We start from the raw sequence: 24,685 nt of genomic DNA on the forward strand, positions 1-24,685 counted from the left end.
GCCTCGCGGGCGCCCATTTCAATAAAGCACGAACAACTTTTAGATCATCTTGTCGATCTCATCCAGCGTCACTCGGGGAATGAGCTCACCCGGAATCCTTGAGGAACTGGACAGGTTGTAGACCTGAAAATCATCATCCACAACGTACTTCGACATGATCTCGAACGACGGCAGGATTCTCGTATGAAAATGCTGATCAAGCAGGCATGGTGACGCGACCGTGTCGGTCCCTTCGTAAAAACGGCTTACAGACTGGTTCAAGTCGACGCCGACCAGAAACACCTTGGTAAACCCCACGTGATAGGCAATCTGTAACGCCAGATAGGCTACCGTACGGGCATCAAAATAACCGCGTTTAAGGTTCTTGCTGAAACCAAGGGTTCTATTACGGCCAGTTCCGAGTTTGCGACTTCTGATGAGTTCTTTATCGGCCCTGAAAACCAGGTCCGTCCAGGAGAGTTTGGGTGCCCGGCCGAGTAAATACAGTTCGCCCTCAGGCGCTACCGTCGTATGCCAGATGTGCTCTTGCCACAGTGCAACCCGCTGACTGATGCGCATGGCCTCTGAAAACAGTTCGGGTTGCTGTCGGGAAAAGCCTTGATCCGTACAGGCATAAAAGAACGGCTTGATGCCCGTCCCGGAGAACATGGAAATGGCGCCGTTCATCGTGATCATCGGAACGTCTGCAAACTTTTCCAATGGAAAATCTTTAGCGGACGCCCCCGAGGCAATGATAAACACGGCACCTTTTTGGATGTTGCGGCACTCATCGAGGTCATGCACATCAAGCATACCTGTGTTGAATGACGGTTTTTTTTGCGCAACATCCATCTTCAATTTCCTATCCTTCACATCGATGATCGGTAACGATTTTTTACATTGTGATAGTTTTCAACGGGTGAGCCAACCTTTTGGCTTCGCCAACCCCGGAATCTGCGACGGAGCGCAAAGCTTGACGCAGAGCGCTTGCATCGTTGGCGCATCGATGACCTGCCCGTTACATACGGATAGCAAGTCCCGCTTCCTTCACGGCTATTGCCGGTATTGCCCCGTCGCGACAGCGGAAGTTCCTGCTCGTCGCACATCCAGAACGGGCAGTTCCGAAGGCAGATTCAACCCCCGAAGTACTGCGGAATCGTACCCGTAAACATCGGGTTTAAACATCACTCGACCATCGTTACTCAGGTCCACGGTCCAGTAAGCCAACAGCACCGGCACCTTGACGGGCAGCCTGATATTTTCGGTCTTGCCGTTAGCCAGTTGGGCCTGTATTCCGGCGCTGTTCCAACGAACCGGGTCGTTGAACAGTAGCTCTACTAACTGCAGCGGGTTCTCCACCCGTATGCAGCCTGAACTGGTGGCACGGCGCGATTGGGCAAACAACTCGCGATGCGGCGTGTCGTGGAGGTAAATCGAATAGTCATTGGGAAAGCGAATGACCACCTGCCCCAGCGAATTATCCGGCCCGGCATCCTGTCGCAGCGTGATACCGCGCGCGTTATCCCAGTCGACGGTCGACGGATCGAGCACATTCCCCTCTCGATCAAGGGCTCTTATACGGTTGGCGGCAAGGTAGCCAGGATCTCGTTGAATCTTCGGCAGCATATCTTTGACGAGGATCGTCGGTGGCACGGTCCAGGTGGGGTTGAACGTTACATAAGTAATCTCGGATTGAAACATCGGCGTACTGCGGAACGGCTTACCGACCTGAACCCGGGAACGCCATATCGCCTTACCGTCGCGATAGAGCGCCACTTTGTAACCCGCAATATCAACGATGACAAAAGTGCCCTGAAGTTTGAACAGCAACCAACGCGCACGCTCCATGTTCACCCGAACCTGGTCTATCCGCGCCTCTACGGGCACATTCAACGCAGCCAGTGTCGCGGCCCCCGCCACGCCATCCGCCCCCAGGTATTGCTCAGTCTGATACTTCTTCACCGCCGCGGCGACGCTGTCGTCGTAATCAGTGCGTTGCTTTTTTGATGGGGCCAGATAACCACCCGCCACCAATCGTGCTCGCAACTGCGCGACAGAGGCGCCATCCATGCCTGGCTTGAGCGATTGACCTTCGGCAATCTTCGGCCAGCCACCCGCGTCCCGAACCTTGCGCAGTTGCGCCAGGCCCACGCGCAGGCTGCGGTAAACCGCCTCTTGTGGTGGCGCTTCGGCAAAAGCGCGCGCCACGTCATGAGCATCGAGCGCGGCGAACAAGTTATTCATGTCTCCACGAGGATCGGCGCCGACGGGGTCGAAGTTCCAATGGATGTCCAGACGCGAAGGGTCAACCTTGCCACGCCGCAATTGCAGCAGCGCCGTGATAAAGGTCCGGGTGGCCGCAATATCGAACGCCGCCCGTTGCGCCACTGTCGGCTCTGCTGCCTGCATCGATGCTCTGGCCTTCGCCAGCTCATCAATATGAAAGTCCGCAGGATCCAACCCGTCGGCCTGGGTCTCGCTCAGGCTTTTCAATAACTGGATGACATCGCTGTCGTTCGCCCAGGCCGAGCGATAACTCCGGTGCATGTAAAAATCCATGACCACGCGACTCGGGTCCACCCGTCGATGGCCACGGGAAGTGAGCAAGGGTGGAAACGATGAACTCAATGGCTCAAGTGCCGCCTGAATCGTTTGAGCGACGTAATCGTCAGGTGCTGCGCCAGTTCTGCTGATGACGGCAGATACCGCCTCAATCGGCGAAGTTTCTGCAATCGCTGCGCCGCTGATCAGAAAGCCCATAAAAAAGATGCGGCTTATGACGAATAACCTTGTTAACTGCCCCATGGATAATCCTTAATCGCCCCGTATTCAACGGCTAGCATCCTGCACACTGCTAGACTCGAAACATTAATGTGAGACTTACATATGGCGCTAGACCGCTTTGGTTTCCTATTCACGGCCTTGCTGCTGACGTCAGTTTCGGTACCGGCAGCCTACGCCGATTCGCTTGAAGCCGCGCTGCTCAAAGCAGCACCAGGCGCCAACGCCAAAGTCATCGGGCTGGCCGTACGTGCTACCCAATGCAGCTTGGCCCAAGGTAAAGCACCTGTCCAAAGACTTGCTGTCATCGACTACTCACTGCCTTCGACCGAACAACGGTTGTGGGTGTTCGATCTGAAGAAACGTAAATTACTGTTCCACGAACTGGTCGCCCACGGTCGCAACAGCGGCGAGAACATGGCGGTCAAGTTCTCCAACCAGAATGAAAGCTTTGCCACCAGCCTCGGTTTGTACCGCACCCAGTCAAGCTATGTCGGCCAGAACGGTTATTCCTTGCGCATGGAAGGTCTGGAGCCTGGTTTCAACGACAACGCATTTGAGCGGGCGATCGTTATTCACGGAGCGCCCTATGTCAGTCCGGTGCTTGCCCGAGCGAATGGCCGGATCGGCAGAAGCCTGGGTTGCCCGGCTGTGCGGCCGGCGATTGCGCATAAGTTGATTGATTCGATGAAAGATGGGCAGTTGCTGTTTTCTTATTATCCGGATCAACGCTGGTTGAAGTCGTCTTCGTATATCAATTGCGGTGGCGGCACTGTGGCCGCAGCGTCAACGCCCGGGACACGCCAATAAATACGGGCATGAACCTGACAAAACTGTAATCCCCGCCTCAGCCTGCTGAAAGGCACCGCCCGTTAGCCTCGTCGTCAAGCTCTCTCCACGCTGACGGACCGGGAACACGGCATGCATTCCAACACATCAAGACGCACCTTCGTGAAGGGGCTCGCCGCGGGCGGGCTCCTCGGCGGCCTCGGGTTATGGCGCACGCCTGTCTGGGCGGTCACCAGTCCTGGCGAGCCTCAGGTGCTGGCGGGCACCGATTTCGACCTGCTCATCGGCGAAACCCCGATCAACATCACCGGCACCTCGCGCACCGCGATGACCATCAACGGCGGTATTCCCGGTCCCCTGCTGCGCTGGCGAGAAGGCGACACGGTTACATTGCGGGTGAAGAACAAACTCAACGCCGACACCTCCATTCACTGGCACGGCATTTTGTTGCCGGCCAACATGGACGGCGTGCCGGGGCTGAGCTTTCACGGCATCGAGCCGGATGGCATGTACGTCTACCAGTTCAAGGTCCGGCAGAACGGCACTTACTGGTACCACAGCCATTCGGGTTTTCAGGAGCAGTCCGGCGTTTACGGGCCGTTGGTGATTGACGCCAAGGAGCCGGAGCCATTCCAGTACGACCGCGATTACGTGGTGATGCTGACCGACTGGACCGATGAAGATCCGGTCAGCCTGATGAAGACGCTGAAAAAACAGTCCGATTACTACAACTACAACAAGCCCACCGTGGGTGATTTCATCCACGACGTCAGTGAGAAAGGTTGGGGTTCCACGGTCGCCGATCGAAAGATGTGGGCCGAAATGAAGATGAACCCCACCGACCTGGCCGACGTCAGCGGCGCGACTTACACCTACTTGATGAACGGCCAGGCGCCGAACGCGAACTGGACGGGTGTGTTCCGGCCGGGCGAGAAGTTGCGCCTGCGCTTCATCAATGGCTCCGGCATGACGTACTTCGACGTGCGCATTCCCGGGCTGAAAATGACGGTGGTCGCGGCGGATGGGCTGCACGTCAAACCGGTGAACGTCGATGAGTTTCGCATTGCGGTGGCGGAGACCTACGATGTGATTGTCGAGCCGACCGAAGCGGCTTACACCTTGTTCGCCCAGTCGATGGATCGGACTGGCTTCGCATGCGGCACGCTTGCAGCGAAGGCTGGTTTATCCGCGCCAGTACCGCCGCTGGACCCTCGACCGCTGGTGACCATGGATGACATGGGCATGGGCGGAATGGATCACGGCAGCATGGCGGGCATGGATCACAGCGCCATGGCCATGCCCGGCATGCAGTCCCATCCCGAGACGGAAAAAGACAACCCGCTGGTGGACATGCAAGCCATGACCACCACCCCCAAACTCGACGATCCCGGCCTGGGCCTGCGCAACAACGGCCGCCGCGTCCTGACCTATTCCGACCTGCGCAGCACCTTTGAAGACCCGGACGGCCGCGAGCCGAGCCGCACCATTGAACTGCACCTCACTGGCCACATGGAAAAATTCGCCTGGTCATTCAACGGCGTGAAGTTCTCCGACGCCGAACCTGTGCGCCTCAAATATGGCGAGCGGGTTCGGGTGGTGCTGCTCAACGACACGATGATGACTCACCCGATCCATCTGCACGGCATGTGGAGCGACCTCGAAGACGAGAACGGCGAGTTCATGGTGCGCAAACACACCATCGACATGCCGCCCGGTTCCCGCCGCAGCTATCGGGTCACCGCCGATGCGCTCGGCCGCTGGGCCTATCACTGCCATCTCCTGTACCACATGGAAATGGGCATGTTCCGTGAAGTTCGGGTGGAAGAATGAGGCGCCAACCCATGACCAGACTCACTCCAATCTCATTGGCACTCGTGACCGCGAGCCTCACACTCTCTTCGGCGATGGCCGCCACCGACGACATGCAGAGCATGGATCACAGCCAGATGCAGGGCATGGACCCTAGCCAAATGCAAAGCATGGACCCTAGCCAAATGCAAAGCATGGACGACGGCCAGATGCAGCCCGCCGCGCCGACCGAAAGCCGCACGCCGATCCCGGCGCTGACCGATGCCGACCGTGCCGCCGTGTATGCCAGTCCGGCCGGCCACAAGGTGCATGACACCGCGCTCAACCATTACTTGCTCGTCGACAAACTCGAATGGCAGGACGCTGACGACGGCAGCACCCTGGCCTGGGATCTCTCCGGCTGGATCGGCGGCGACATCGATCGCCTGTGGCTGCGCTCCGAAGGCGAACGCACTAACGGCAAAACCGAAGACGCCGAAGTCCAGGCCCTATGGGGCCACGCTATCTCCCCGTGGTGGGACGTGGTGACCGGCATTCGCCAGGATTTCAAACCCGGCGACCCGCAAACCTGGGCCGCGTTTGGCGTGCAAGGCATGGCGCTGTACAACTTCGAAACCGAAGCCACCGCCTTCATCGGCGAAGGCGGCCAAACCGCCGCACGACTGGAAGGCGACTACGACATCCTGCTGACCAACCGACTGATTCTGCAGCCGACCGCCGAGCTCAACTTCTACGGCAAAAACGATCCGCAACGGGGTATCGGTTCCGGATTATCCAACACTGAAGCCGGCTTGCGGCTGCGCTATGAAATCCGCCGGGAAATCGCGCCCTACATCGGCGTGACCTGGAACCGGACCTACGGCAAAACCGCCGACTACGCCAACGATGAAGGTGAGGATCGCAGCGAAGCACGCCTGGTCCTCGGTGTTCGCCTGTGGTTCTAAACGCATTAACTCAACAACCCAAAAAACAACCGCTTAAAGCGGTAAGAGGCATTGCATGCGCATGATTAAAACGACCGCTGTTGCCATTGGGCTGCTCATGAGCGCGCTCGCTCAAGCCCACCCGAAACTGCTCTCCTCCACTCCGGCGGAAGGTGCGGATGGCACGGCACCCGGCAAAATCGAACTGCACTTCTCCGAAAACCTCATGACCCAGTTCTCCGGCGCAAAATTGGTCATGACGGAGATGCCCGGCATGGCGCACTCCCCCATGCCCATGAAAGCCAAAGTCTCTGGTGGTAGCGATCCGAAAACCATGGTCATCACGCCGCTCTCGCCACTGCCTGCCGGCACCTACAAAGTCGATTGGCGCGCCGTGTCTTCGGACACCCACCCGATCACCGGCAACGTCACGTTCAAAGTGAAGTGATTGATGAGCGACTCAGTCAGCATTGCACTGCGCTTTGGGTTGTATGTGGATTTGATGCTGCTGTTTGGGGTGGCGCTGTTTGGGCTTTACAGCCTTAAAGGACAGGAACGGATATCGGGCGCGGTGTTGCCGTTTCGGTCGATGTTGACGGGAACGGCGGTGCTGGGCGTGCTGCTTTCTGTCGCCAGCATGGTGGTGATGGCGAGCGCCATGAGCGGTGAGTCGGACTTTGCCGAGCTGCGTCCGCATATCGAGATGATGGTGTTTGAAACGGATGTCGGGTTGGCCTGGGTCGTGCGTATCGTCGCGCTGGTTATCGCCAGTCTGGCGGTGATGCTCAATCACCGTGCGCCCGGATTCAGCCTGCTGATCGCGTCTTTTGCCGGCGCTATCGCCTTGGCCAGCCTGGCCTGGAGCGGTCATGGGGCGATGGATGAAGGCAGCCGTCGTTATTGGCATTTCATCACTGACATCTTGCATCTGCTGGCCTCGGGGGCCTGGTTCGGTGCGCTGGTCGCGCTTGCCTTGATGGCAAAGATCAACGATCTGCAAACCGAGGAACGCATCAGATTGCTGGCTCGGGCTGTCAGCCGATTTGAATGGGTGGGCGCGGTGATCGTGGCCGTCATCACGGTCACGGGCGTCGTGAATTACCTGTTCATCGTGGGCCCAACGCTCGACGATGTATTGCTCAGTACCTACGGGATTTTGCTGTCCATCAAAATCGCGCTGTTTGCCGGAATGCTGGTGCTCGCCGCGTTGAACCGGTTTCACCTGGGGCCGTTTTTGCAGCGGTCGTTGCGTGAGGGTCAGTATCGGGTGGCAGCGAATATGTTGCGGCGCAGCGTGGTGGTTGAATTGACAGCGGCGGTGTTGATTATGGGGTTGGTGGCTTGGTTGGGGACGTTGAGTCCGGAAATGGAGATGACGGGGCAATAGCTCTCGCGAATCGAGACCGATTCGAAAACCCAGGATGATGTTGAGCGGTGCAGCAGAAAGTAAGTACTCTCAGCCCCCACTCCATCATGGAAGCCGGATAACAATGAACAACCTGAAAAGCACAATGATGCTCGGTGGCCTGCTCGCTCTATCGTTTGGCGCTCAGGCAGAGCCATCGCATCTGGACAGCGTCATCCAACAGGGCCAACTGCGCGTGTGCACAACAGGCGACTACAAACCCTATACCGTCAAAGCCGAAGACGGCGAGTACTCGGGCATCGACATCGCCATGGCCCGTTCGTTGGCCGACAGCCTGGGCGTCAAGGTCGAATGGGTGCAGACCACCTGGAAAACCCTGATGCCCGACATGCTGGCGGGCAAATGCGACATCGGCGTCGGTGGCATCTCGGTCACGCTGGAGCGCCAGAAAAAAGCCTTCTTCAGCACCACGCTGGACGTCGACGGCAAAATCCCGCTGGTGCGCTGCGAAGATCAGGCGCTGTACCAGACCGTCGAGCAAATCAACCAGCCTTCGGTTCGTTTGGTCGAACCGGCCGGCGGCACCAACGAAGCCTTTGTTCACGCCTTTCTACCCAAGGCGCAATTACGGCTTCACGACAACGTGACCATCTTCCAGGAGCTGCTGGACAAAAAGGCTGACGTGATGATCACCGATGCTTCGGAAGCGCTCTATCAGCAGAAACTCAAACCCGGTCTGTGCGCGGTGAACCCGAAGCAATTCATGCAATACGGCGAGAAAGCTTACTTGCTACCGCGTGATGACATGACCTGGAAGTTGTACGTCGATCAGTGGCTGCACCTGGCCAAAGTCACAGGCAACTACCAAAAAGTTCTGGGCCAGTGGATAGCGACACACGAGACCAAATAACCGCACGTACACAATCCCTGTAGCCGCTGGCGAAGCCTGCGTCCGACTGCGCAGCAGTCGCCAACCCAAAGCACACGGCACATCAGGCAAAACGCAAAACGGCGGAAACACTTCCGCCGTTAATCGTCGTGCAACAACCCCGAACTGTACTCGCCGAAGCTGTTGCCGAGCGCACTGCCATGGAAACTCATCTTATTGGGGTTGTTGGTAGGCCCCGGACCAAAACCGGCAGACGGCAGGGTGGCTTCCGAATATTCGCTATGGGTGCTTGCACCTGAACAGGCGCTCAATAGCAATGCGCCGGCGATCAGAGCGACTTTTAAGAGATTCGAGATCATTTTTCAGTTTCCTGTGGGTTGGAAGCGCGGTGACCTTAGGGAGTCATCCTATGCCGCGAGACTGCCGGGAATTATGAAACTTTGCTGGGCGACAGCGTTTGTTCAGGTAGTGATTGCTTGAGGCAAAAAAAAGGGAGTTCTCCAGACAAACTGTCAAAAGAGCATCGTCCTACACGACTCTGGGAATTGTCCGTACACTTGCGCATTGCTGTGCTTTTGTCACGAGGCCTATAGTCCGATCCGCGTCCATAAGACGTATCGGGTTTGGCGACTCGATGACAACGGTAAAGAAACCTCCGAGCTCTTCTCGGAGGGTTTCTGAACGCACTTGGCTACCTGTTTTTTGGTGGCTGTGCGTGGGAGACCTTCGGGTCTGCCGGTTTTACCATTGTCCGGTTCGCCAACCCGCGTACAGCTACCACCCTTTTGTTTGGCGACAATTGAGTGGTAGGTCTTCCACCTACAATTGGTAACCACTCATGAAAGAATATATGGCTTTAACCAGCAACGCAGATGACCTTCCCTCGCTGTATGTAAACACCACCCAACCGCTGCATTCGCTGCTTAGCACCGCACGCTACCGAATTGGTGCGGTAACACAGATCCTGGAAAACCTCGCAATGCGCGGCGACATCACCACGGACTCGGTGATACTCAGCGACTTCGCAATGCTTTGCTGCATACCCTTGCGCGATGGCTGTGATGTGCTGGATGTAGTTGCGCGACGTATGGATGCTGAACCGTCCTGACGTCACAACGGGGCGCCCACCCGGACGCCCCTCCGCTCTCTCAGGGGGCTGGCAGCATAAGCCTTCCTGTTTACCGCTCATGCGGTTTGCCCGAGGACTATCAGCATGAATACGCACCCTTCGGAATCTCCGATGACCACTACCAAAAAAACCGATAAACGCTACAGAAAAGTCATTCGTAAAGAATTGACGTTCCTGGATATTCGGGAAGCAGTACGTGATGGGCAGAAAGTGTTTGATACGTTTTTGATCACTGGCAAGCTTCCTAGTACAAAGCAGGCCTGAATGCCGGTTACGAAAAATAAATCCGTCCCCTTTTCTATCCACAGACTGCTGTGAAATCAAGTTAGGCTCCAGCAAACCTGATGAAGAGCAATATAAAACCTTCTGATAGGCTGCTATCGGCCAAAAGCGCTTATTTTTCAGTCAATCGTCGTGATAGAAACGTTTACCCAAAACCCGCTTCATCATGGTTTCCATCTCTTTAGCATCTTTTATAGCTTTATCAAGTTCAGCTTTGTTGTTTGGACGGCGGCCGAATTCATCCTGAAAATAGTAAGTCCCATCCTGCATTTTCACTGTCATGAAGCCGACTTGAAGCGCCGTCGCAAAGCTCCGAGGCAGGAGAAACTTACCTAGCTTGCTCCAAAGCGTTGTTCTGAGATGGCGCTCAGGAAATAGGTCTCCTTCAGTACAGCTAGCGATGTAACGCTCCGCACGCATCTTAACTATGTAATTGACCTCTCGGACCTGCTTTTCAGAAAGCTGCCTTCCTCTCTGAATCCCGTCGTAGGTAATCAGTGGATTATCAAATAGCCGAGGATTGGTACGGGACTTTCTGGCTCGAAACTCGCCTTGCTTGCGCCCCCATTCCCGATGAGTGATTACCATCAAGCGGTCACTATCAAGAGGCAAAAGAGTTTGAGTTCCTAACCAATGCTGGGGCGCGTCCAAGCCTTCAGGTATTCCTAGATCTTTTGGGAAAACGTGAGGGTTAAAAAACGTCACAGGGTGGTCTGAAAAAATAAACTTTGTAGCAGACTGGACAGCCTCAAAAATTTCAATCGCGCCCTCCATCCACATAACGCAGTGCATCCTGCGAACTTCTTGCATACGAACCATGAGTTCTTGCTGATTTCTCGCTTGAAGTGTTGCCCGAAGGAAACGGAGGCCTTTGGGTGTACGCAGCCTGAGCGCGTCGAGGAACTCAAAAACCTGGGTGTATGTAAAGTGTACTTTCTCTAAGTCACTTTCTACTAACGCCTTTATTGCTTCCTTCCCTGTTCTATCTATTTCTCCGAACAGCAATCTCTCAATATCATCGTTCGGTTCCCCCAACACTCGAGTCGTGTACAGATTTCGCTCAAAAAACCAAGCATCCGGACCTTTGGTCAGTATCTGTCTTCCTTTCCCAACAATCACACCATTGTCATCGCGGAAGACCTCCGGGTGCATATCCAATATTTTGAGTACTGTATACCCTTCTAAAAGGAATCCCCTTTGGTACCACTGCGGCACGTAGTGGTGCCGGTACGATTGTTGTTTTGGCATAAAACAGCACCTACTAAAGTATTAATTGAAATGCATGCATTCAAATTTTTGGCTAAAGTTTTATTTTTTTAACTCTTCTATAAACATTCGTGGCGACCATCCTCGAGTGAGACCTTCAAGAAAGTACTGGCCTATTAAGTCAAGGCCAAAGTCAGCAGCGGGGCTGAACAAAGGGGACGGATCTATTTTTCTCATAGAAAACAAATCCGTCTCCTTTAGCTTCTAAAAGAGGGGCACATCTAAACTGGATATAGCCCTCTTTTTTTTTACCCCCGGACGAGACTTGTTAGCCCTTCGGCAATGGCCCACACGGTTCAATGCGGCGACTGTCCGTGCGGCTATCAATCTCACCCTGTGGCCCAATGTAAATGTCAGTATTAGGCCATGTCGGTTTGACGCGGATGCAGTGCGATTTGCCTCCGTTGTTCCAGTCAAACTCCATGAAAAACTTCTTATCAGGGAAGATGTGACCGGGACCTCCGGTCACTTCGCCGGGGTAAATTTCGCCCTTGGAGATGTCGTGTTGGACATTCAAGATGTAGCCAAGCCGACCCTGGCCTTTCTCGGAAAAGTAGAAATTCACCTGAGGCGTAGCAAAATACCAAAAGATGATGGGCGCCAGGAACAGCATGATAAGCCAGCGCCAGATATGCCGCGGGCGGGATTTACTTACAGATGTGGTCACGGATGCCATCCCCCCAGCTTGAGCGCGGTAGAGCTAACATTTCGTTCATCAACATTTTCGCTGTTATCCCGCCCTTTGGATGCTGCCTGTAGAGTTTGACGCCGATGCTGATAGACACTCTGTCTCCAATATCATCCCACGCCCGCATCCCTTCGATGTCTGCCGACCGGTGCGGCCCCTGTCTTTTATCCCACTTTTGAATTTTGCGGATGGAGTCCGAGGCGATCTGCTCAACACCTGCGCCATCCAGCAGAACGCCTTCGGAAAGTCCTCCCGCCATGCCGACGTATCCGTAATGTACGTTCGACCAGATGTCATAGAAATAATCAACCTTGCCCTGTTTCTGCCAAGGCCCGCCAAACTGTTCTCCTATCGTAACTTTGTGATCCCACGGTCTGTTCTGGCCAACCCGCTCCGCCCAAAGGGCCATCGCGGCGCCCTTGTTCCCCAGTTCCATGGCTTCGAAGTTGGGCGGAGACAGGCGGACATACCAAGCCTTTTGCTGAAGCTTCTTATATTCAGTAGCAGCGTCAAAGCTGTTGAGCTTCTTCATCTTCACCACTGACGGGTGAGTAATGTTGCGGTTCATTTCACCAGCAATGTAACTCGCGACCTCTTCCATTAAGTCAGGGTCTTTGCAAACGACAGGCTCCGTTTTCTTCTCTTCTGCTTTAGGTCCGGGAGGTGGGGTTGCCTGAGCAGCAGGGTCTACCAAAGCATTCGCAGCAGAGGCCTTGTCTGTCAGCTTCGGATCAGCCAGCAGGGTTGCCATGCGTTCTTCATCCACGGAGCCATCAGGGCGGATTGCTCCCATGACGGCAAAGTTGATGATTGATGCACCAGGAGCAACCCCCATGACAAAACCACCGCCGACATCGCCTGACCCGGTGATGATGGTTCCACCATGGCTGGTAGGGCTACCCAAGTGCGCCATGGGGCGCCCATTCACTTGAATGGAAGGAAAACCTGTAGTGATAACAGCGCCACAGCCACAGGTATCACCAACACGGGCCGAGCCCATGAAGTTAATGTTCGTGTCAGCGCTGGCGGAGGCAATGGGCGTAGTGCCGTGTCCCGGCAATGGGCAGACATGCTTATCGCCCAGTCGTGCAGAAGAGATCATTCGTCGTCCTTGATACATCTTTGAATCCCGGCCTGAGGCTGGGGGGCAGCTTCACATTACTGGGAAGTCCAGGTGCTGACTGTAGGGAAACTCCTAAAAGCCACCCTCGATTCCCTGCTCCATGTCATTGATGAGGTGAATGATAACCGCTCTGGTACGGTGCGTTGAATGATGGCAGATCGCTTTCCGCGAATCGGGATCAATGTTGTCCGTTTCTGATGACCCCGGCTGGCGCCTCCACTGAAAAATGGGGATTTATTTATTCGTAGCGATCCAGTCGATTTCCTCCCATACCTTTGCTCAGATGTCCTGAACCATGGCAGCAAGACTCGCCTGAGCCCTGCAACCCCAATCCTGATAAACTCCCCACCTCCCAGCCCCACCCATCTCAGAACCGCCAATGCCCCCAATCACCGCCACACCCGCCCCGCTCTCCCGCCGCTTCTCCGTCGCGCCGATGATGGATTGGACAGACCGCCATTGCCGTTTTTTCCTGCGCCTGCTCTCCAAGCACGCGCTCCTCTACACCGAAATGGTCACCACCGGCGCGCTCCTCAACGGCGATCACGACCGCTTCTTGCGTCACAACGAAGCCGAGCACCCGCTCGCCCTGCAGCTCGGCGGCAGTGTTCCGCTGGACCTGGCGATGTGCGCGCGCATGGCGCAGGAGCACGGTTACGACGAGGTGAATCTGAATGTCGGCTGCCCGAGTGATCGGGTGCAGAACAATATGATCGGTGCGTGCCTGATGGGGCATCCGCAGTTGGTGGCGGATTGTGTGAAGGCGATGCGGGATGCGGTGTCGATTCCGGTGACGGTGAAGCACCGGATCGGGATTAATGGGCGGGACAGTTACGAGGAGTTGTGTGATTTCGTCGGCACGGTTCGGGATGCCGGGTGCACGAGTTTTACGGTGCATGCGCGGATTGCGATTCTGGAGGGGTTGTCGCCGAAGGAGAACCGCGACATTCCGCCCCTGCGTTATGACGTGGCGGCGCGGTTGAAAACGGATTTTCCGGAGTTGGAGATTATTCTCAACGGCGGGATCAAGACGCTGGAAGCCTGTCACGAGCATTTGCAGACGTTCGACGGCGTGATGTTGGGTCGCGAGGCGTATCACAATCCTTATGTGATGGCTGAGGTGGATCAGCAACTGTTCGGCAGCACAGCGCCGGTGATCAGCCGGGCCGAGGCGCTGGCGCAGTTGCGGCCTTATATAGCGGCGCATATTGATGCGGGCGGCTCGATGCACCACATCACTCGGCATGTGCTGGGGCTGGGCACCGGGTTTCCGGGGGCGCGCAAGTTTCGGCAGTTGTTGTCGGTGGATATTCACAAGGCTAAAGAGCCTTTGGTCTTGCTGGATCAGGCGGCGGAGTTGCTTGAGGGGCGTTAACGGTCGCTCGGGTTGAACCTGTGGTCTGATTTGGCATCGTATTTACCGATACCACGCCCCACCATTCAAACAGCCGTTTTCAGGTTGTTGCCTCTGGGGCCATCGATACGTACACGCACCCTTGAGTGGCTGTCAGCGCTCGGGTAATGTCATTAGACCCATAGGACAGAGCACGCCCATGACTTCCAAGCTGGAACAACTCAAACAAATGACCACCGTAGTTGCCGACACCGGCGACTTCGAAGCTATCGCTCGCGTTAAACCCGTGGACGCTACCACCAACCCTTCCCTGCTGCTCAAAGCGGCGGCCATTCCCGGTTATGCCGAGTTGCTGAACGCTTGCGTCAGCGACTGCAAGGGCGATGTCGGCCTGGCCAGCGACCGTTTTGGTGTCGCGGTAGGGCAAGAAATTCTGAAAGTGATCCCGGGCCGTATTTCCACCGAAGTGGATGCGCGCCTGTCGTTCGACACTGACGCCGTATTGAAGCGGGCGCACCGTCTGATCGACCTGTACGACAAGGCCGGCATTGGCCGTGACCGCGTGCTGATCAAGATCGCTTCCACCTGGGAAGGCATCCGCGCTGCCGAGAAGCTGGAAAAGGAAGGCATTCAGTGCAACCTGACGTTGCTGTTCTCCTTCGCTCAGGCTGCGGCGTGTGCTGATGCAGGCGTATTCCTGATTTCGCCGTTCGTGGGTCGCATCTACGACTGGTACAAGAAAGCCAACGGCAACGACTACACCGGCGCGGATGATCCGGGCGTGCAGTCGGTAACGCGCATCTACAACTACTACAAGGCCAATGACTACAAGACTGTGGTCATGGGCGCGAGCTTCCGTAACCTGAATCAGATCGAGCAGCTGGCCGGTTGCGACCGTCTGACCATCAGCCCGGATCTGATTGATAAGCTGGCGGCGGATACTGGCAAACTGGAGCGCAAATTGGCCCCGGGTCATGCCGGTGAAGCTCGTTTGATCTTGAATGAAGCGCAGTTCCGTTGGTTGTCCAACGAGGATGCGATGGCGACCGAGAAACTGGCTGAGGGTATTCGTCAGTTCGCTCGCGACCAGGAAAAGCTTGAGGCGTTGCTGCAAGCCAAGCTGTGATTTGATTTAGCTAGTTGCAAAAAGGGCGAACCTTAACGGGTTCGCCCTTTTTTATGCGTTGAATTCGAGTATTGGATGGGCTTCGCACTGAAGGATGTGGGGCTTGTTATGGCGCCATCGCGGGCAAGCCCGCTCCCACAGGGGATTTGTGATGGATCGCGATAGTGTTTACGACTGAGGTTATGTGGGAGCTGGCTTGCCTGCGATAGGGCCTGTAAGGCCCACATCACTTTCAGGTGATCAGTGACGCTCGAGGGCGTTCACCAGATCATGGAATGCTTCACGATTGGAGTCGTTCAGGCCCATGAGGATCTTGTGCGCTTCGAGCACTTTGATCCGCACCACTTCTTCGGACTGATCCTGGTCTGGCAGATCGGTCAGGCACTCAGGGCACGGGATCGGGCGGTCAACGATGTTGAACACTTGCTCGAAGCCCATGGACTGCAGCAGACGGGTGATGTCTTCGTGGGTGGTGACGACGGTCGGCAGCAAGCCGACCTTTTGCCGAGACAGGATCGACAGCTTGGCCAAAAGGCCAAGGGTGGTGCTGTCGATGCTGCGGGTTTCGGTCAGGTCGATCACGATCGCGTTGAAGTTCAACGCCGTGAAGATCCGCTCAATAGTCGCATCCAACGCCGAACACAGGGTCAGGCGAACTTCACCGACGAACTTCAGGACGAAGGTGCCATCCTGCTCGGCGAACTGGATTCTACCGGTACTCATTAAAGATTCCTGCTCAACACCAACAGGGCGATATCATCCGGCATCTCCCCTAGCGTGGCCAATCCAAAAACCTGCCGCAGACCATCCAGGCTGCCGCCCGCTGCCTTGACCCGTTGGGGCAAAGCCGCTTCTTTTTCTTTGAGTGTAGGTTCTGGCAAAAGGTCCAGAATACCGTCGGACATCAGCGTCAGGCTGAACGTCGGCGGCAGCTCCAGTACGTGGTCTTCGTAGGTGGCTTCATTGAAGAGGCCCACCGGCAGACCACGCCCTTCCAGATAACGAACACTGTCTGGCGTGTACAACACAGGCAACGGCAAATGACCGCCGATGCTATAGGTCAACAAACCTGTCTCCTCGTCGATGACTCCACCGACCATTGTGACGTGTTTACCCAGCTTACAACTGATCAGGCCTCGGTTGATATGACCAAGGACCTCTGAAGGCTTGAATTCCGGCAATGTACCGCTGCGCTTGGACTCGAACAGCAAGCGCGTGGTCATGAACTTCAGCAGCACGGTAACGAAGGCTGAAGAGGCGCCATGACCGGAAACGTCCGCCAGGTAGAAGGCTACCCGACGCTCGTCGACCCGAAAGTAGTCGACGAAATCACCCGACAGGTACAGCGACGGGATGATCTGGTGAGCAAACTGGAACTCGTCGATGGTCCAGGGGCTGACCGGCAGCATGTTCATCTGCACCTGGCGACCGGCGTTCTGGTCTTCCTGGAGCAGGTTCAGGCTGGCGGCGAGCTCGCGGTTGGCCTTTTCCAGCTTCTCGCGGTAGCGCTGGTTTTCCAGCAGCAGGCGCGCACGATCCAGGGCCCGGCGCACAGAGTGCTCGAGCACAGCCAGATCTTCGAGAGGCTTGATCAGGTAGTCCGCCGCGCCCAGGCGCAGGGCCTCGACCGCGTCGTTCATCACGCCGGCGCCCGAAACCACGATCACCGGGGTTTGTGGCGACAGCTCGGTGACCTGGCGAATGAGTTCGAGTCCGCCCATCTGTGGCATGCGCAGATCGCAGATGACCAAGTCGGGCTTGTCTTGCTCGAATACCTGAAGACCCTGCTGGCCATTGCTGGCCTGCAAGACGCTGAAACCACTGTCTTCCAAATAGGCGGCGAGGCTCGCGCGCACTACTTCGTCATCATCGATTATCAGCAGCGTGGCACTGGTTTTTGGCATGTGGGCAAACGGCGCCAGAATTAGGTTGGCGTAGCAGGCAGGGGCTTTGTCCCGGCTCACACTACTGGATTCGCTTTCTAGCCTCTCTACTGCACTGTTTTCGAGCGTTTGCCCTACACACAGGTACACCAGAGGTGCCCTTCTAAGGCGCAGACGGTACTCCCATCCGCGGGGTGTTTCAAGCTCACGCCGATGGTCGCTTGACGTCTTTCCATTTCAAATCACCGGGAGTTATAAGAACCGGCAAAACCGTAACGTAATGGAAGGTTCAAACCCATCAGTCAAACCAGCCCGGAAAGCCAAACGAAAGAAGGCGGCCCACTGGCCGCCTTCTTCGTTTTACCGGTCGAGATCAAAAATCGTCTTCGACCTGGCCGTCTTTTACTTTGAATTCGCGGTTCTGCAGGTACGCATTGCGGATGAAGGTGTACTTGTCGCCGGTGATCAGCTTTTCACTCGACAGCAGATTGGCGCGGGTGTCGATGATGTTCAGGCCGAAGATCGAGTTACGCACGGGTACGTCGTTGATGTAAGGGTACGGGCCGGTGTAGCCGTCGACATACTTGGACGGCGCGTCACGCAAGGTGCTTGGGCCCAGAAGCGGCAGCATCACGTACGGGCCGCTGCCTACGCCCCAGTAGCCGAGGGTCTGGCCGAAGTCTTCGTCATTGCGTTGCAGGCCCATTTTGGTGCCCACATCGAAGAAGCCCAGCAGGCCGAAGGTGGTGTTGAAGATCAAGCGTGCGGTGTCGACGCCAGCGGCGGCCGGTTTGGCCTGCAAGATATCGTTGGCAAGGTTGGTGACCTCACCGACGTTGCGGAACATGTTGTGGATGCCGTCTTCAAGGAACTGCGGCGTCACGAACTGATATCCCTGGGCCAAAGGCTTCAGCGCATAGGTGTCGAGCACATCGTTGAACTTGTAGATCGGGCGGTTGATGCTTTCCCAAGGGTCGTCTTCCGAGGCTGCCTGGGCAACGAACGGCACCAGCAATACGCTGGCAAACACACAAAACTGAGCTAGATGATTGCTCCAGCGCATAGAAAAACTCCTTGGATTGTACTGGCGCGGGCGCTTGGCCCAAGCGGTAAGCGGGCTAGTATAAGACGGAAAAGCCGCTTTAGGCAGCACCGTGCGAGGCAGCCTGCGGATCATTCGTGATGATTGTGAGCGATTCACATCAGTGTCACTCAACTGTCACCGTCGCCCCCTAGCCTTGAGGCTATTTCAGGGACGTTGATATGCCGCACGCCGAAACCTTGCCCCACATTGCTCCCAGCCTGACCGCCGTCCTGTTCGGCCTCAGTGGTTGCCTGGTGGATTTCGGTGCCCGCACACGCGCACACGGCGTCCCCTCTGCCATGCACGCCGAGGCCACGCCCGGCGCGCTGGATAGCCTGCGCAGCTTGCAGCATCAGCAGATTCCCTGTGCCTGGCTCGATGAACTCCCCCCTGCCCTCAGCCATTCCCTGGCCGCTGCCTTGCCTTCATGGATCAAACCCTCGCAACACCCCGAAACAAACAATCCATGGCCGGCACCGCATGCCTGCTGGCAAGCCTTGATGACGTTAAATGTTGAACGACTGGAGGGTTGCGTGCTGGTCAGCGGCGAACCGCGATTGCTGCAAGCGGGGCTCAATGCCGGATTGTGGACGATCGGGTTGGCGTCCTGCGGCTCACTCTGCGGCCTGGCGCCCAACGAATGGCAGGCGCTGACTCAGCAGGAACGGGAATTCAAACGCGGCAAGGCAACGATGCAACTGTTCGGTCTGGGTGTGCATTCGGTGATCGATCACCTCGGTGAACTCGACACCTGCCTGGCCGACATCAGCCTGCGCCGGCTCAAGGGCGAAAAGCCCTGATCGAGATCATGCAGGTTGCGCGCGAGTGGATTAATCTAAAGGTCAAGCCATAGACCTTTGGCGTGCTGCTGCGGTCTATGCCAGTGCCTATCGATAAAAGGAAGAACGCCATGCCTGCCCGCGAACTGCAACAACAGCTCAATACTCTGCGCGAGCAATTGGAACAAAATCCACCGCTGACCGAAGCCGAGCGCGAAGACCTGCACGCGCTGATGCAACAAATCGAACTGGAAATTGAGCTGGAAACCAAAACCCAGGACTCCAGCCTCTCCGACAATGTGAACCTGGCCGTTGAACGCTTCGAAATCGAACACCCGACCCTGGCCGGCACCTTGCGCAACATCGTGCAAGCCCTGGCCAACATGGGGATCTGAACCCGCCGAATACAAAAAAGCCCCGCTAGTGATAGCGGGGCTTTTTTCTTACTGACGGACCAGCCGATGGTTCGGCAACTGCACGTCTTCGGTGCTGCGATACGGGTTGATGTCCAACCCACCGCGCCGCACATACCGCGCATACACCGTCAGTTTCTCCGGTTTCAACAACCGTTGCAGGTCGAGAAAGATCCGCTCCACGCACTGCTCGTGGAAGTCGGAGTGCTGACGGAAACTCACGATGTATTCCAGCAAACTCGCGTGATCCAGCGCCGCGCCACGGTATTCCACCGCCACGCTGCCCCAGTCCGGCTGACTGGTGACCGGGCAGTTGGATTTGAGCAAATGACTGTGCACGCTCTCCTCCACGATGCGCGATTCATCGCAACGCAGCAGTTCCGGACGCGGATGCTCATAGTTGCTGACGCTGATATCCAGATCATCAATGCACACACCCGGCAACGCCACGACGCCTTCAGCCTCGACGTCCTTCAGGCTGCGAATCCGCACGCCGACCGGTTTGCCGGCAGCGGCCGACAGGTCTTTGGTCAACGTCGCTTCAAGGCTCGCGGTGTCGGCAAACGGCGTCTGGTTCAGGGAGTTGAGGTACAGCTTGAACGACTTCGATTCGATGATATTCGGCGAATCCGCCGGGATAGTGAACTCGCCAATTGCCACCACTGGCTTGCCGGACGGCAACAGCCACGACAGCTCGAAGCAGTTCCAGAAATCCACGCCCTTGTACGGCAGGGTTTCAGCCGTCAGGCCCAGCTCGGCCCATTTCGCGGTGCGCGGGATCGGGAACAGCAAGGACGGCGTGTAGGTGGCGATGTATTCGCTGGATTTGCCCAGCGGCGAGTGTTCGGCTGCGGGATGCATGGCGGAAACCTGACTGAAGAATCAGCGGATTCTACCAGCCTTTGCTCCCGCCTTTGAGTGCTTACTGACTGACAGTCAACTTGCCGACCATGCCGGCCTGGTAATGACCGGGGATGTTGCAGGCAAATTCCAGGTTGGTGGCCTTGGTGAAGGTCCAGGTCAGCTCGGCGGTTTTGCCCGGTTCGACGAGCACGCTATTGGGGTCGTCGTGTTTCATTCCATGCTCCATACCGGCCATGGCGCCGTGGTCCATTTCCTTCATGCCTGTAGGCATCAGCATGCCGTTCTGCTGCATCTTCATCATTTCCTGCTGATGCTTGGCATGCATTGCCGCGTCACCGAGGTTGAATTCGTGCAGCAACTGGCCTTTATTCACCAACACAAAACGAACCGTCTCACCGGCCTTGATATCAATCGCCTTGGGCGTGAACGACATATCGCCCATGACCACTTCAATGCTGCGAGTCGCGTTTGCCGCCGGGGCCGGTTGGCCGAAGTCGTAGGTATGCGCTGGGGCAGCCCACGCCGGCGAGCTCAGCGCCAGCAAACACGCGACGCGCACCAGTGAATTGCGCAAAAACATAGTCGTACTCCAACAAGATAAGGTTCAGCCTGTGGAAAACTCTAAACTGCTGCGACTGCCCGCAACCTGACAACCAGATTACAACTTTGTCAGGTTGACCTGTATTAACGCCGCCCACGGTATAAAGCGTTCGTTCCATTTGCCTCGAGTCGCCCATGAAACTGCTGATCGTCGAAGACCAACCGAAAACTGGCCACTACTTGCACCAAGGCCTGACCGAAGCCGGTTTCAATACTGAACTGGTGGCGGACGGCAGCACCGGCCAGCAATTGGCGCTGACCGGCGATTACGCCCTGTTGATCCTTGATGTGATGCTGCCCGGTCGCGATGGCTGGCAGATTCTGCAAGCGGTGCGCGGTGCCGGCCTCGACACGCCGGTACTGTTTCTGACAGCGCGCGACGCGGTGGAGGACAGGGTCCACGGCCTCGAACTGGGCGCCGACGATTACCTGGTCAAACCGTTCGCCTTCTCCGAACTGCTGGCCCGGGTCCGCAGCCTGTTGCGCCGTGGTAACGCCACACCTCAGGAAACCAGCCTGCAACTGGCGGACTTGCGTCTGGACCTGATCCGTCGCCGGGTCGAACGCAGCGGTCAGCGCATCGACCTGACGGCCAAGGAGTTCGCCCTGCTGGAAATGCTCCTGCGCAGGCAAGGCGAAGTCCTGCCCAAGTCGTTGATCGCTTCCCAGGTCTGGGACATGAATTTCGACAGCGACACCAATGTCATCGAAGTGGCGATCCGTCGTTTGCGCCTGAAGATCGACGATGAATTCCCCAACAAGTTGATTCACACCGTGCGCGGCATGGGTTATGTCCTTGAAGAGCGCCCCGCCTGATGCGTCGACTTTCGTTAAGCAGCCGTCTGGCGCTGCTGTTTGCGGCGTGCACCGCCGTGGTGTCGCTGTTCGCCGGGGTGTTGTTCAGCCGGGCCAGTGAAGCGCATTTCGTTGAACTCGATCAGCAGTTGCTGGACGGCAAGTTGATTGGTTTGCGCCGGGCGCTTCACGACATTCAGTCGAGTGAAAGCGAAATTAAACTGGCCGATGAATTGAGCCGACAGGCTGATCTGTCGCTACGAATCACTGGCAGCGACGGCAAGCGCTGGTATGACGGTTCAACGAACCTGCCCCAGGAATTACCTATCCAGGCGGGTTTGTCCACGGTGAGCAGCGAAGGTACTGACTACCGCGTCCTCAATGCTCCGTTGTACCTCGACAAACCTGACTCGCCGCAGTTGACCTTGCTGTTGGACATCACCCATCACCAGCACTTTCTGCAACGCATGCAGCACCTGATCTGGCTGACAGTCAGTTTGTCGGCACTGGCCACCGCCCTGCTCGGTGCCTGGGCCGCACGCAGCGGGTTGCGGCCGTTGCGGCGCATGAGTGCGGTTGCCAGCGGCGTTTCAGCGCAATCGCTCAATGCGCGCTTGCCCGAAGAAAATATGCCGCCAGAACTCGCGGAAATGGCCCACAACTTCAACGCCATGCTCGGGCGCCTCGACGACTCTTTTCAGCGGCTCTCGGCCTTCTCCGCCGACATCGCCCATGAATTGCGCACGCCGTTGTCGAACCTGCTGACCCACACCCAGGTCACCCTCACCCGCCCACGCCCCATTGAGGATTACCGCGAAGCACTGCACAGCAATCTCGAAGAACTGCAATGGATGGCGCAACTGGTCAACGACATGTTGTACCTGGCCAAGGCTGACCACGGGTTGTTGATGCCCAAGCGCGAACCGCTGGAGCTGGCGGAAGAAGCGGATCTGTTGCTGGAGTTTTTTGCGCCGTTGGCGGAAGACGCTCAGGTCAGGTTGAGTCGTGAAGGCAGTGCGCGCATGGAAGGTGATCGCAGCATGTTGCGGCGGGCGCTTTCCAATTTGCTGGACAATGCGTTGCGGTTTACACCGGTCGAAGGCGAGGTTCGGGTGCGGATTGTTGATCAGCCCAAGGGGTTGAGCTTGACGGTCGAGAACAGCGGCGACGGAATTGACGGGGCGTTGCTGCCGCGTTTATTTGATCGCTTCTACCGGGCTGATCCGGCGCGCCAGGAAGGCAGTAGTGAACATGCGGGATTGGGGTTGGCGATCACTCAGTCAATCATCCGCGCCCATGGCGGGCAGATTCGTTGCGAATCGGAGAATGGGTGGACGCGGTTTGTGATTGAGTTGCCGCGAACCTGATCGTTTGATCGTTCCCACGCTCTGCGTGGGAACGCAGCCCGTGACGCTCCGCGTCACATCAAGAGCCGAACGCAGAGCGTCCGTTGAGGCATTCCCACGCAGAGCGTGGGAACGATCAGGGTGGGGTTATCAAAGCTTACGAATACCGCAACGCGGTAGCCGGCTCGACTTTCGCCGCACGCCATGCCGGGTAAACGGTGGCGAGGAAGCTCAGAATAAACCCGGCGGAGCAGATCAATACCACATCCGCCCCCTGCAGTTCGGACGGCAGGTTACTGACGAAGTACACGTCTGAACTGAAGATGTGCTGCCCGCTGACCCGCTCCATCCAGCCCACCAGTTCGCTGACGTTCAGCGCCGCAATCACGCCGAGCACGCCACCAATCAACGTACCGACAACCCCGATCACGGTGCCCTGCACCATGAAGATCGCCATGATCTGCCGCGGCGTGGCGCCGATGGTGCGCAGGATCGCGATGTCCGCGCCCTTGTCGTTAACCACCATGATCAGGGTTGCGATGATGTTGAACGCCGCCACGGCGACGATCATCAGCAACAGCAAGCCGATCATGGTTTTTTCCATCTTCATCGCACTGAACAGACTGCCCTGTGTGTGAGTCCAGTCATCAGCCTTGTAAGCGGTGCCCAGCCCCCCAGCAATATCGCTGGAAACCTGCGGCGCAGCGTACAAATCCTTTACCGCCAGGCGCACGCTCTGGACTTGATTCGGTGCCCAGTGCTGCATCTGCGCGGCATCGGCCACGTGGATCAGCGCCATGGAACCGTCCAGCTCGGCGCCGACCTTGAACACGCCGACCACGTTCAACCGCTGCATGCGCGGGGTGATGCCGCCCGGTGCAGTACTGACTTCCGGCACGATCAGGGTGATCTTGTCGCCAACGTTCAAGCGGAAGCGGCGTGCCGTGATCTCACCGATCACCACGCCGAACTCACCCGGCTTCAAGGCATCGAGATGGCCCTGAACGATGTGCTGGGCAACGATCGACACCTTACCTTCCAGCGCCGGATCAACGCCGCTGACCTGGATCGGCTGCATCGTCCCCTTGTAGGACAGCATGCCTTCCATCTCGGTGAACGGCACGGCCGCTGTCACTTCAGGATTCTTCATGGCCGCCGCAGCGACGGGTTGCCAATCGTCGATCGGGTTGACGCCGACGATAGTCGCGTGAGGCACCATGCCGAGGATGCGCGAGCTCATTTCGCGCTGGAAGCCGTTCATCACCGACAACACCACGATCATCGCCAGCACGCCCAGGGCGAGGCCGATCATCGAGGTCATCGAGATGAAGGAAACAAAGCGATTGCGGCGCTTGGCGCGGGTATAGCGCGCGCCGATAAAGATCGATAACGGTCTGAACATTCGCTGGGGCACCGT

Annotated in this window: 26 protein-coding genes; 14 read left to right on the forward strand and 12 right to left on the reverse strand. The window is 57.0% G+C overall.

What is annotated here, in order from left to right; translation table 11 throughout:
- Positions 1-39: 39 nt before the first annotated feature.
- Positions 40-831, reverse strand: a complete 792-nt coding sequence (locus ACMXYI_RS27815) for a lipopolysaccharide biosynthesis protein (protein WP_415770176.1) — start codon at positions 829-831, stop codon at positions 40-42.
- A gap of 201 nt (positions 832-1,032) precedes the next feature.
- Positions 1,033-2,784: a L,D-transpeptidase family protein gene (locus tag ACMXYI_RS27820; protein ID WP_415770178.1), complete on the reverse strand. Its 1,752-nt coding sequence runs from the start codon at positions 2,782-2,784 to the stop codon at positions 1,033-1,035.
- A gap of 81 nt (positions 2,785-2,865) precedes the next feature.
- On the opposite strand from ACMXYI_RS27820, the gene ACMXYI_RS27825 reads away from it, so the two are divergent.
- The 6 genes from ACMXYI_RS27825 to ACMXYI_RS27850 all read left to right on the forward strand — a co-directional run bounded on the left by ACMXYI_RS27825 (position 2,866) and on the right by ACMXYI_RS27850 (position 8,557).
- The gene (locus tag ACMXYI_RS27825; protein WP_150655366.1) at positions 2,866-3,570 is read left to right on the forward strand and encodes a murein L,D-transpeptidase catalytic domain family protein; all 705 of its coding nucleotides are present in this window, start codon (positions 2,866-2,868) and stop codon (positions 3,568-3,570) included.
- A gap of 111 nt (positions 3,571-3,681) precedes the next feature.
- Positions 3,682-5,379: a copper resistance system multicopper oxidase gene (locus ACMXYI_RS27830; protein WP_415770179.1), complete on the forward strand. Its 1,698-nt coding sequence runs from the start codon at positions 3,682-3,684 to the stop codon at positions 5,377-5,379.
- Between the two features lie 11 nt (positions 5,380-5,390).
- Complete coding sequence (locus ACMXYI_RS27835; RefSeq protein WP_415770181.1) at positions 5,391-6,302, forward strand: copper resistance protein B; 912 nt, start codon at positions 5,391-5,393, stop codon at positions 6,300-6,302.
- Between the two features lie 55 nt (positions 6,303-6,357).
- A complete protein-coding gene (gene copC, locus ACMXYI_RS27840) occupies positions 6,358-6,729 on the forward strand; it encodes a copper homeostasis periplasmic binding protein CopC (RefSeq protein WP_415770183.1) in 372 nt (123 codons plus the stop codon).
- Positions 6,730-6,732: 3 nt separating this feature from the next.
- Complete coding sequence (copD, locus tag ACMXYI_RS27845) at positions 6,733-7,668, forward strand: copper homeostasis membrane protein CopD (protein WP_415770185.1); 936 nt, start codon at positions 6,733-6,735, stop codon at positions 7,666-7,668.
- Between the two features lie 103 nt (positions 7,669-7,771).
- The gene (locus tag ACMXYI_RS27850) at positions 7,772-8,557 is read left to right on the forward strand and encodes a transporter substrate-binding domain-containing protein (RefSeq protein WP_415770187.1); all 786 of its coding nucleotides are present in this window, start codon (positions 7,772-7,774) and stop codon (positions 8,555-8,557) included.
- 119 nt (positions 8,558-8,676) lie between these two features.
- On the opposite strand, the gene ACMXYI_RS27855 is transcribed toward ACMXYI_RS27850, so the two are convergent.
- Entirely contained in the window at positions 8,677-8,895 is a 219-nt protein-coding gene (locus ACMXYI_RS27855) for a hypothetical protein (RefSeq protein ID WP_415770188.1), read from the reverse strand.
- A 479-nt stretch (positions 8,896-9,374) separates the two neighbouring features.
- On the opposite strand from ACMXYI_RS27855, the gene ACMXYI_RS27860 reads away from it, so the two are divergent.
- Both ACMXYI_RS27860 and ACMXYI_RS27865 read left to right on the forward strand, forming a co-directional pair.
- A complete protein-coding gene (locus tag ACMXYI_RS27860; protein WP_046057033.1) occupies positions 9,375-9,644 on the forward strand; it encodes a hypothetical protein in 270 nt (89 codons plus the stop codon).
- 105 nt (positions 9,645-9,749) lie between these two features.
- The gene (locus ACMXYI_RS27865; RefSeq protein ID WP_415770190.1) at positions 9,750-9,929 is read left to right on the forward strand and encodes a hypothetical protein; all 180 of its coding nucleotides are present in this window, start codon (positions 9,750-9,752) and stop codon (positions 9,927-9,929) included.
- Positions 9,930-10,070: 141 nt separating this feature from the next.
- Here the strand turns inward: ACMXYI_RS27865 and ACMXYI_RS27870 are convergent, their stop codons facing one another.
- The 3 genes from ACMXYI_RS27870 to ACMXYI_RS27880 form a co-directional block, all read right to left on the reverse strand.
- Complete coding sequence (locus ACMXYI_RS27870; protein WP_415770191.1) at positions 10,071-11,195, reverse strand: DUF4238 domain-containing protein; 1,125 nt, start codon at positions 11,193-11,195, stop codon at positions 10,071-10,073.
- Between the two features lie 286 nt (positions 11,196-11,481).
- Positions 11,482-11,880: a hypothetical protein gene (locus ACMXYI_RS27875; protein ID WP_415770192.1), complete on the reverse strand. Its 399-nt coding sequence runs from the start codon at positions 11,878-11,880 to the stop codon at positions 11,482-11,484.
- Positions 11,861-13,003 (reverse strand): polymorphic toxin type 44 domain-containing protein, encoded by a 1,143-nt coding sequence (locus ACMXYI_RS27880; protein WP_415770194.1) that lies wholly within the window; start codon positions 13,001-13,003, stop codon positions 11,861-11,863. Before ACMXYI_RS27880 ends, ACMXYI_RS27875 begins: the two co-directional genes overlap by 20 nt.
- Positions 13,004-13,403: 400 nt before the next feature.
- On the opposite strand from ACMXYI_RS27880, the gene dusA reads away from it, so the two are divergent.
- Together dusA and tal are read left to right on the forward strand one after the other, a co-directional pair.
- Positions 13,404-14,399, forward strand: a complete 996-nt coding sequence (gene dusA / locus ACMXYI_RS27885; protein WP_008151348.1) for a tRNA dihydrouridine(20/20a) synthase DusA — start codon at positions 13,404-13,406, stop codon at positions 14,397-14,399.
- 178 nt (positions 14,400-14,577) lie between these two features.
- Positions 14,578-15,504, forward strand: a complete 927-nt coding sequence (gene tal / locus ACMXYI_RS27890; protein ID WP_415770196.1) for a transaldolase — start codon at positions 14,578-14,580, stop codon at positions 15,502-15,504.
- 240 nt (positions 15,505-15,744) lie between these two features.
- Here tal and rssC read toward each other — a convergent pair whose 3' ends face one another.
- The 3 genes from rssC to ACMXYI_RS27905 all read right to left on the reverse strand — a co-directional run bounded on the left by rssC (position 15,745) and on the right by ACMXYI_RS27905 (position 18,450).
- Positions 15,745-16,227, reverse strand: a complete 483-nt coding sequence (gene rssC, locus ACMXYI_RS27895; protein ID WP_007935262.1) for an anti-sigma factor antagonist RssC — start codon at positions 16,225-16,227, stop codon at positions 15,745-15,747.
- On the reverse strand, positions 16,227-17,408 hold the full coding sequence (gene rssB / locus ACMXYI_RS27900) for a two-component system response regulator RssB (RefSeq protein ID WP_010456296.1): 1,182 nt from the start codon (positions 17,406-17,408) through the stop codon (positions 16,227-16,229). The genes rssC and rssB overlap by 1 nt, the downstream gene beginning before the upstream one ends.
- Before the next feature lie 352 nt (positions 17,409-17,760).
- Complete coding sequence (locus ACMXYI_RS27905; protein WP_415770198.1) at positions 17,761-18,450, reverse strand: MlaA family lipoprotein; 690 nt, start codon at positions 18,448-18,450, stop codon at positions 17,761-17,763.
- A 200-nt stretch (positions 18,451-18,650) separates the two neighbouring features.
- Between ACMXYI_RS27905 and ACMXYI_RS27910 the strand changes: the two genes are divergently transcribed.
- Both ACMXYI_RS27910 and ACMXYI_RS27915 read left to right on the forward strand, forming a co-directional pair.
- A complete protein-coding gene (locus tag ACMXYI_RS27910; protein WP_415770200.1) occupies positions 18,651-19,271 on the forward strand; it encodes an HAD family phosphatase in 621 nt (206 codons plus the stop codon).
- Between the two features lie 110 nt (positions 19,272-19,381).
- Complete coding sequence (locus ACMXYI_RS27915) at positions 19,382-19,645, forward strand: DUF4404 family protein (RefSeq protein WP_129442940.1); 264 nt, start codon at positions 19,382-19,384, stop codon at positions 19,643-19,645.
- Between the two features lie 48 nt (positions 19,646-19,693).
- Here ACMXYI_RS27915 and queF read toward each other — a convergent pair whose 3' ends face one another.
- Both queF and ACMXYI_RS27925 read right to left on the reverse strand, forming a co-directional pair.
- On the reverse strand, positions 19,694-20,524 hold the full coding sequence (gene queF, locus ACMXYI_RS27920; RefSeq protein WP_415770201.1) for an NADPH-dependent 7-cyano-7-deazaguanine reductase QueF: 831 nt from the start codon (positions 20,522-20,524) through the stop codon (positions 19,694-19,696).
- Between the two features lie 61 nt (positions 20,525-20,585).
- Positions 20,586-21,107: a copper-resistant cuproprotein CopI gene (locus ACMXYI_RS27925; RefSeq protein ID WP_415770203.1), complete on the reverse strand. Its 522-nt coding sequence runs from the start codon at positions 21,105-21,107 to the stop codon at positions 20,586-20,588.
- A gap of 155 nt (positions 21,108-21,262) precedes the next feature.
- Between ACMXYI_RS27925 and ACMXYI_RS27930 the strand changes: the two genes are divergently transcribed.
- Both ACMXYI_RS27930 and ACMXYI_RS27935 read left to right on the forward strand, forming a co-directional pair.
- The gene (locus tag ACMXYI_RS27930) at positions 21,263-21,943 is read left to right on the forward strand and encodes a heavy metal response regulator transcription factor (RefSeq protein WP_415770205.1); all 681 of its coding nucleotides are present in this window, start codon (positions 21,263-21,265) and stop codon (positions 21,941-21,943) included.
- The gene (locus tag ACMXYI_RS27935; protein ID WP_415770207.1) at positions 21,943-23,289 is read left to right on the forward strand and encodes a heavy metal sensor histidine kinase; all 1,347 of its coding nucleotides are present in this window, start codon (positions 21,943-21,945) and stop codon (positions 23,287-23,289) included. Before ACMXYI_RS27930 ends, ACMXYI_RS27935 begins: the two co-directional genes overlap by 1 nt.
- A gap of 136 nt (positions 23,290-23,425) precedes the next feature.
- Here ACMXYI_RS27935 and ACMXYI_RS27940 read toward each other — a convergent pair whose 3' ends face one another.
- A complete protein-coding gene (locus ACMXYI_RS27940) occupies positions 23,426-24,670 on the reverse strand; it encodes a lipoprotein-releasing ABC transporter permease subunit (protein ID WP_415770209.1) in 1,245 nt (414 codons plus the stop codon).
- Positions 24,671-24,685: the final 15 nt, after the last annotated feature.

The organism is Pseudomonas lyxosi (genome assembly GCF_047758685.1).
GTDB lineage: Bacteria > Pseudomonadota > Gammaproteobacteria > Pseudomonadales > Pseudomonadaceae > Aquipseudomonas > Aquipseudomonas lyxosi.

What these genes read in the sequence shown, in the direction of transcription:
- ACMXYI_RS27880 (WP_415770194.1), bottom strand. Translation starts at nt 13,003, where the DNA reads ATGATCTCTTCTGCACGACTGGGCGATAAGCATGTCTGCCCATTGCCG.
- ACMXYI_RS27925 (WP_415770203.1), bottom strand. Translation starts at nt 21,107, where the DNA reads ATGTTTTTGCGCAATTCACTGGTGCGCGTCGCGTGTTTGCTGGCGCTG.
- ACMXYI_RS27905 (WP_415770198.1), bottom strand. Translation starts at nt 18,450, where the DNA reads ATGCGCTGGAGCAATCATCTAGCTCAGTTTTGTGTGTTTGCCAGCGTA.
- copD (WP_415770185.1), top strand. Translation starts at nt 6,733, where the DNA reads ATGAGCGACTCAGTCAGCATTGCACTGCGCTTTGGGTTGTATGTGGAT.
- tal (WP_415770196.1), top strand. Translation starts at nt 14,578, where the DNA reads ATGACTTCCAAGCTGGAACAACTCAAACAAATGACCACCGTAGTTGCC.
- ACMXYI_RS27835 (WP_415770181.1), top strand. Translation starts at nt 5,391, where the DNA reads ATGACCAGACTCACTCCAATCTCATTGGCACTCGTGACCGCGAGCCTC.
- ACMXYI_RS27855 (WP_415770188.1), bottom strand. Translation starts at nt 8,895, where the DNA reads ATGATCTCGAATCTCTTAAAAGTCGCTCTGATCGCCGGCGCATTGCTA.
- ACMXYI_RS27870 (WP_415770191.1), bottom strand. Translation starts at nt 11,195, where the DNA reads ATGCCAAAACAACAATCGTACCGGCACCACTACGTGCCGCAGTGGTAC.
- queF (WP_415770201.1), bottom strand. Translation starts at nt 20,524, where the DNA reads ATGCATCCCGCAGCCGAACACTCGCCGCTGGGCAAATCCAGCGAATAC.
- dusA (WP_008151348.1), top strand. Translation starts at nt 13,404, where the DNA reads ATGCCCCCAATCACCGCCACACCCGCCCCGCTCTCCCGCCGCTTCTCC.
- ACMXYI_RS27825 (WP_150655366.1), top strand. Translation starts at nt 2,866, where the DNA reads ATGGCGCTAGACCGCTTTGGTTTCCTATTCACGGCCTTGCTGCTGACG.
- ACMXYI_RS27865 (WP_415770190.1), top strand. Translation starts at nt 9,750, where the DNA reads ATGAATACGCACCCTTCGGAATCTCCGATGACCACTACCAAAAAAACC.
- ACMXYI_RS27860 (WP_046057033.1), top strand. Translation starts at nt 9,375, where the DNA reads ATGAAAGAATATATGGCTTTAACCAGCAACGCAGATGACCTTCCCTCG.
- copC (WP_415770183.1), top strand. Translation starts at nt 6,358, where the DNA reads ATGCGCATGATTAAAACGACCGCTGTTGCCATTGGGCTGCTCATGAGC.
- ACMXYI_RS27940 (WP_415770209.1), bottom strand. Translation starts at nt 24,670, where the DNA reads ATGTTCAGACCGTTATCGATCTTTATCGGCGCGCGCTATACCCGCGCC.
- ACMXYI_RS27830 (WP_415770179.1), top strand. Translation starts at nt 3,682, where the DNA reads ATGCATTCCAACACATCAAGACGCACCTTCGTGAAGGGGCTCGCCGCG.
- ACMXYI_RS27935 (WP_415770207.1), top strand. Translation starts at nt 21,943, where the DNA reads ATGCGTCGACTTTCGTTAAGCAGCCGTCTGGCGCTGCTGTTTGCGGCG.
- ACMXYI_RS27930 (WP_415770205.1), top strand. Translation starts at nt 21,263, where the DNA reads ATGAAACTGCTGATCGTCGAAGACCAACCGAAAACTGGCCACTACTTG.
- ACMXYI_RS27915 (WP_129442940.1), top strand. Translation starts at nt 19,382, where the DNA reads ATGCCTGCCCGCGAACTGCAACAACAGCTCAATACTCTGCGCGAGCAA.
- ACMXYI_RS27815 (WP_415770176.1), bottom strand. Translation starts at nt 831, where the DNA reads ATGGATGTTGCGCAAAAAAAACCGTCATTCAACACAGGTATGCTTGAT.
- ACMXYI_RS27820 (WP_415770178.1), bottom strand. Translation starts at nt 2,784, where the DNA reads ATGGGGCAGTTAACAAGGTTATTCGTCATAAGCCGCATCTTTTTTATG.
- rssB (WP_010456296.1), bottom strand. Translation starts at nt 17,408, where the DNA reads ATGCCAAAAACCAGTGCCACGCTGCTGATAATCGATGATGACGAAGTA.
- rssC (WP_007935262.1), bottom strand. Translation starts at nt 16,227, where the DNA reads ATGAGTACCGGTAGAATCCAGTTCGCCGAGCAGGATGGCACCTTCGTC.
- ACMXYI_RS27910 (WP_415770200.1), top strand. Translation starts at nt 18,651, where the DNA reads ATGCCGCACGCCGAAACCTTGCCCCACATTGCTCCCAGCCTGACCGCC.
- ACMXYI_RS27850 (WP_415770187.1), top strand. Translation starts at nt 7,772, where the DNA reads ATGAACAACCTGAAAAGCACAATGATGCTCGGTGGCCTGCTCGCTCTA.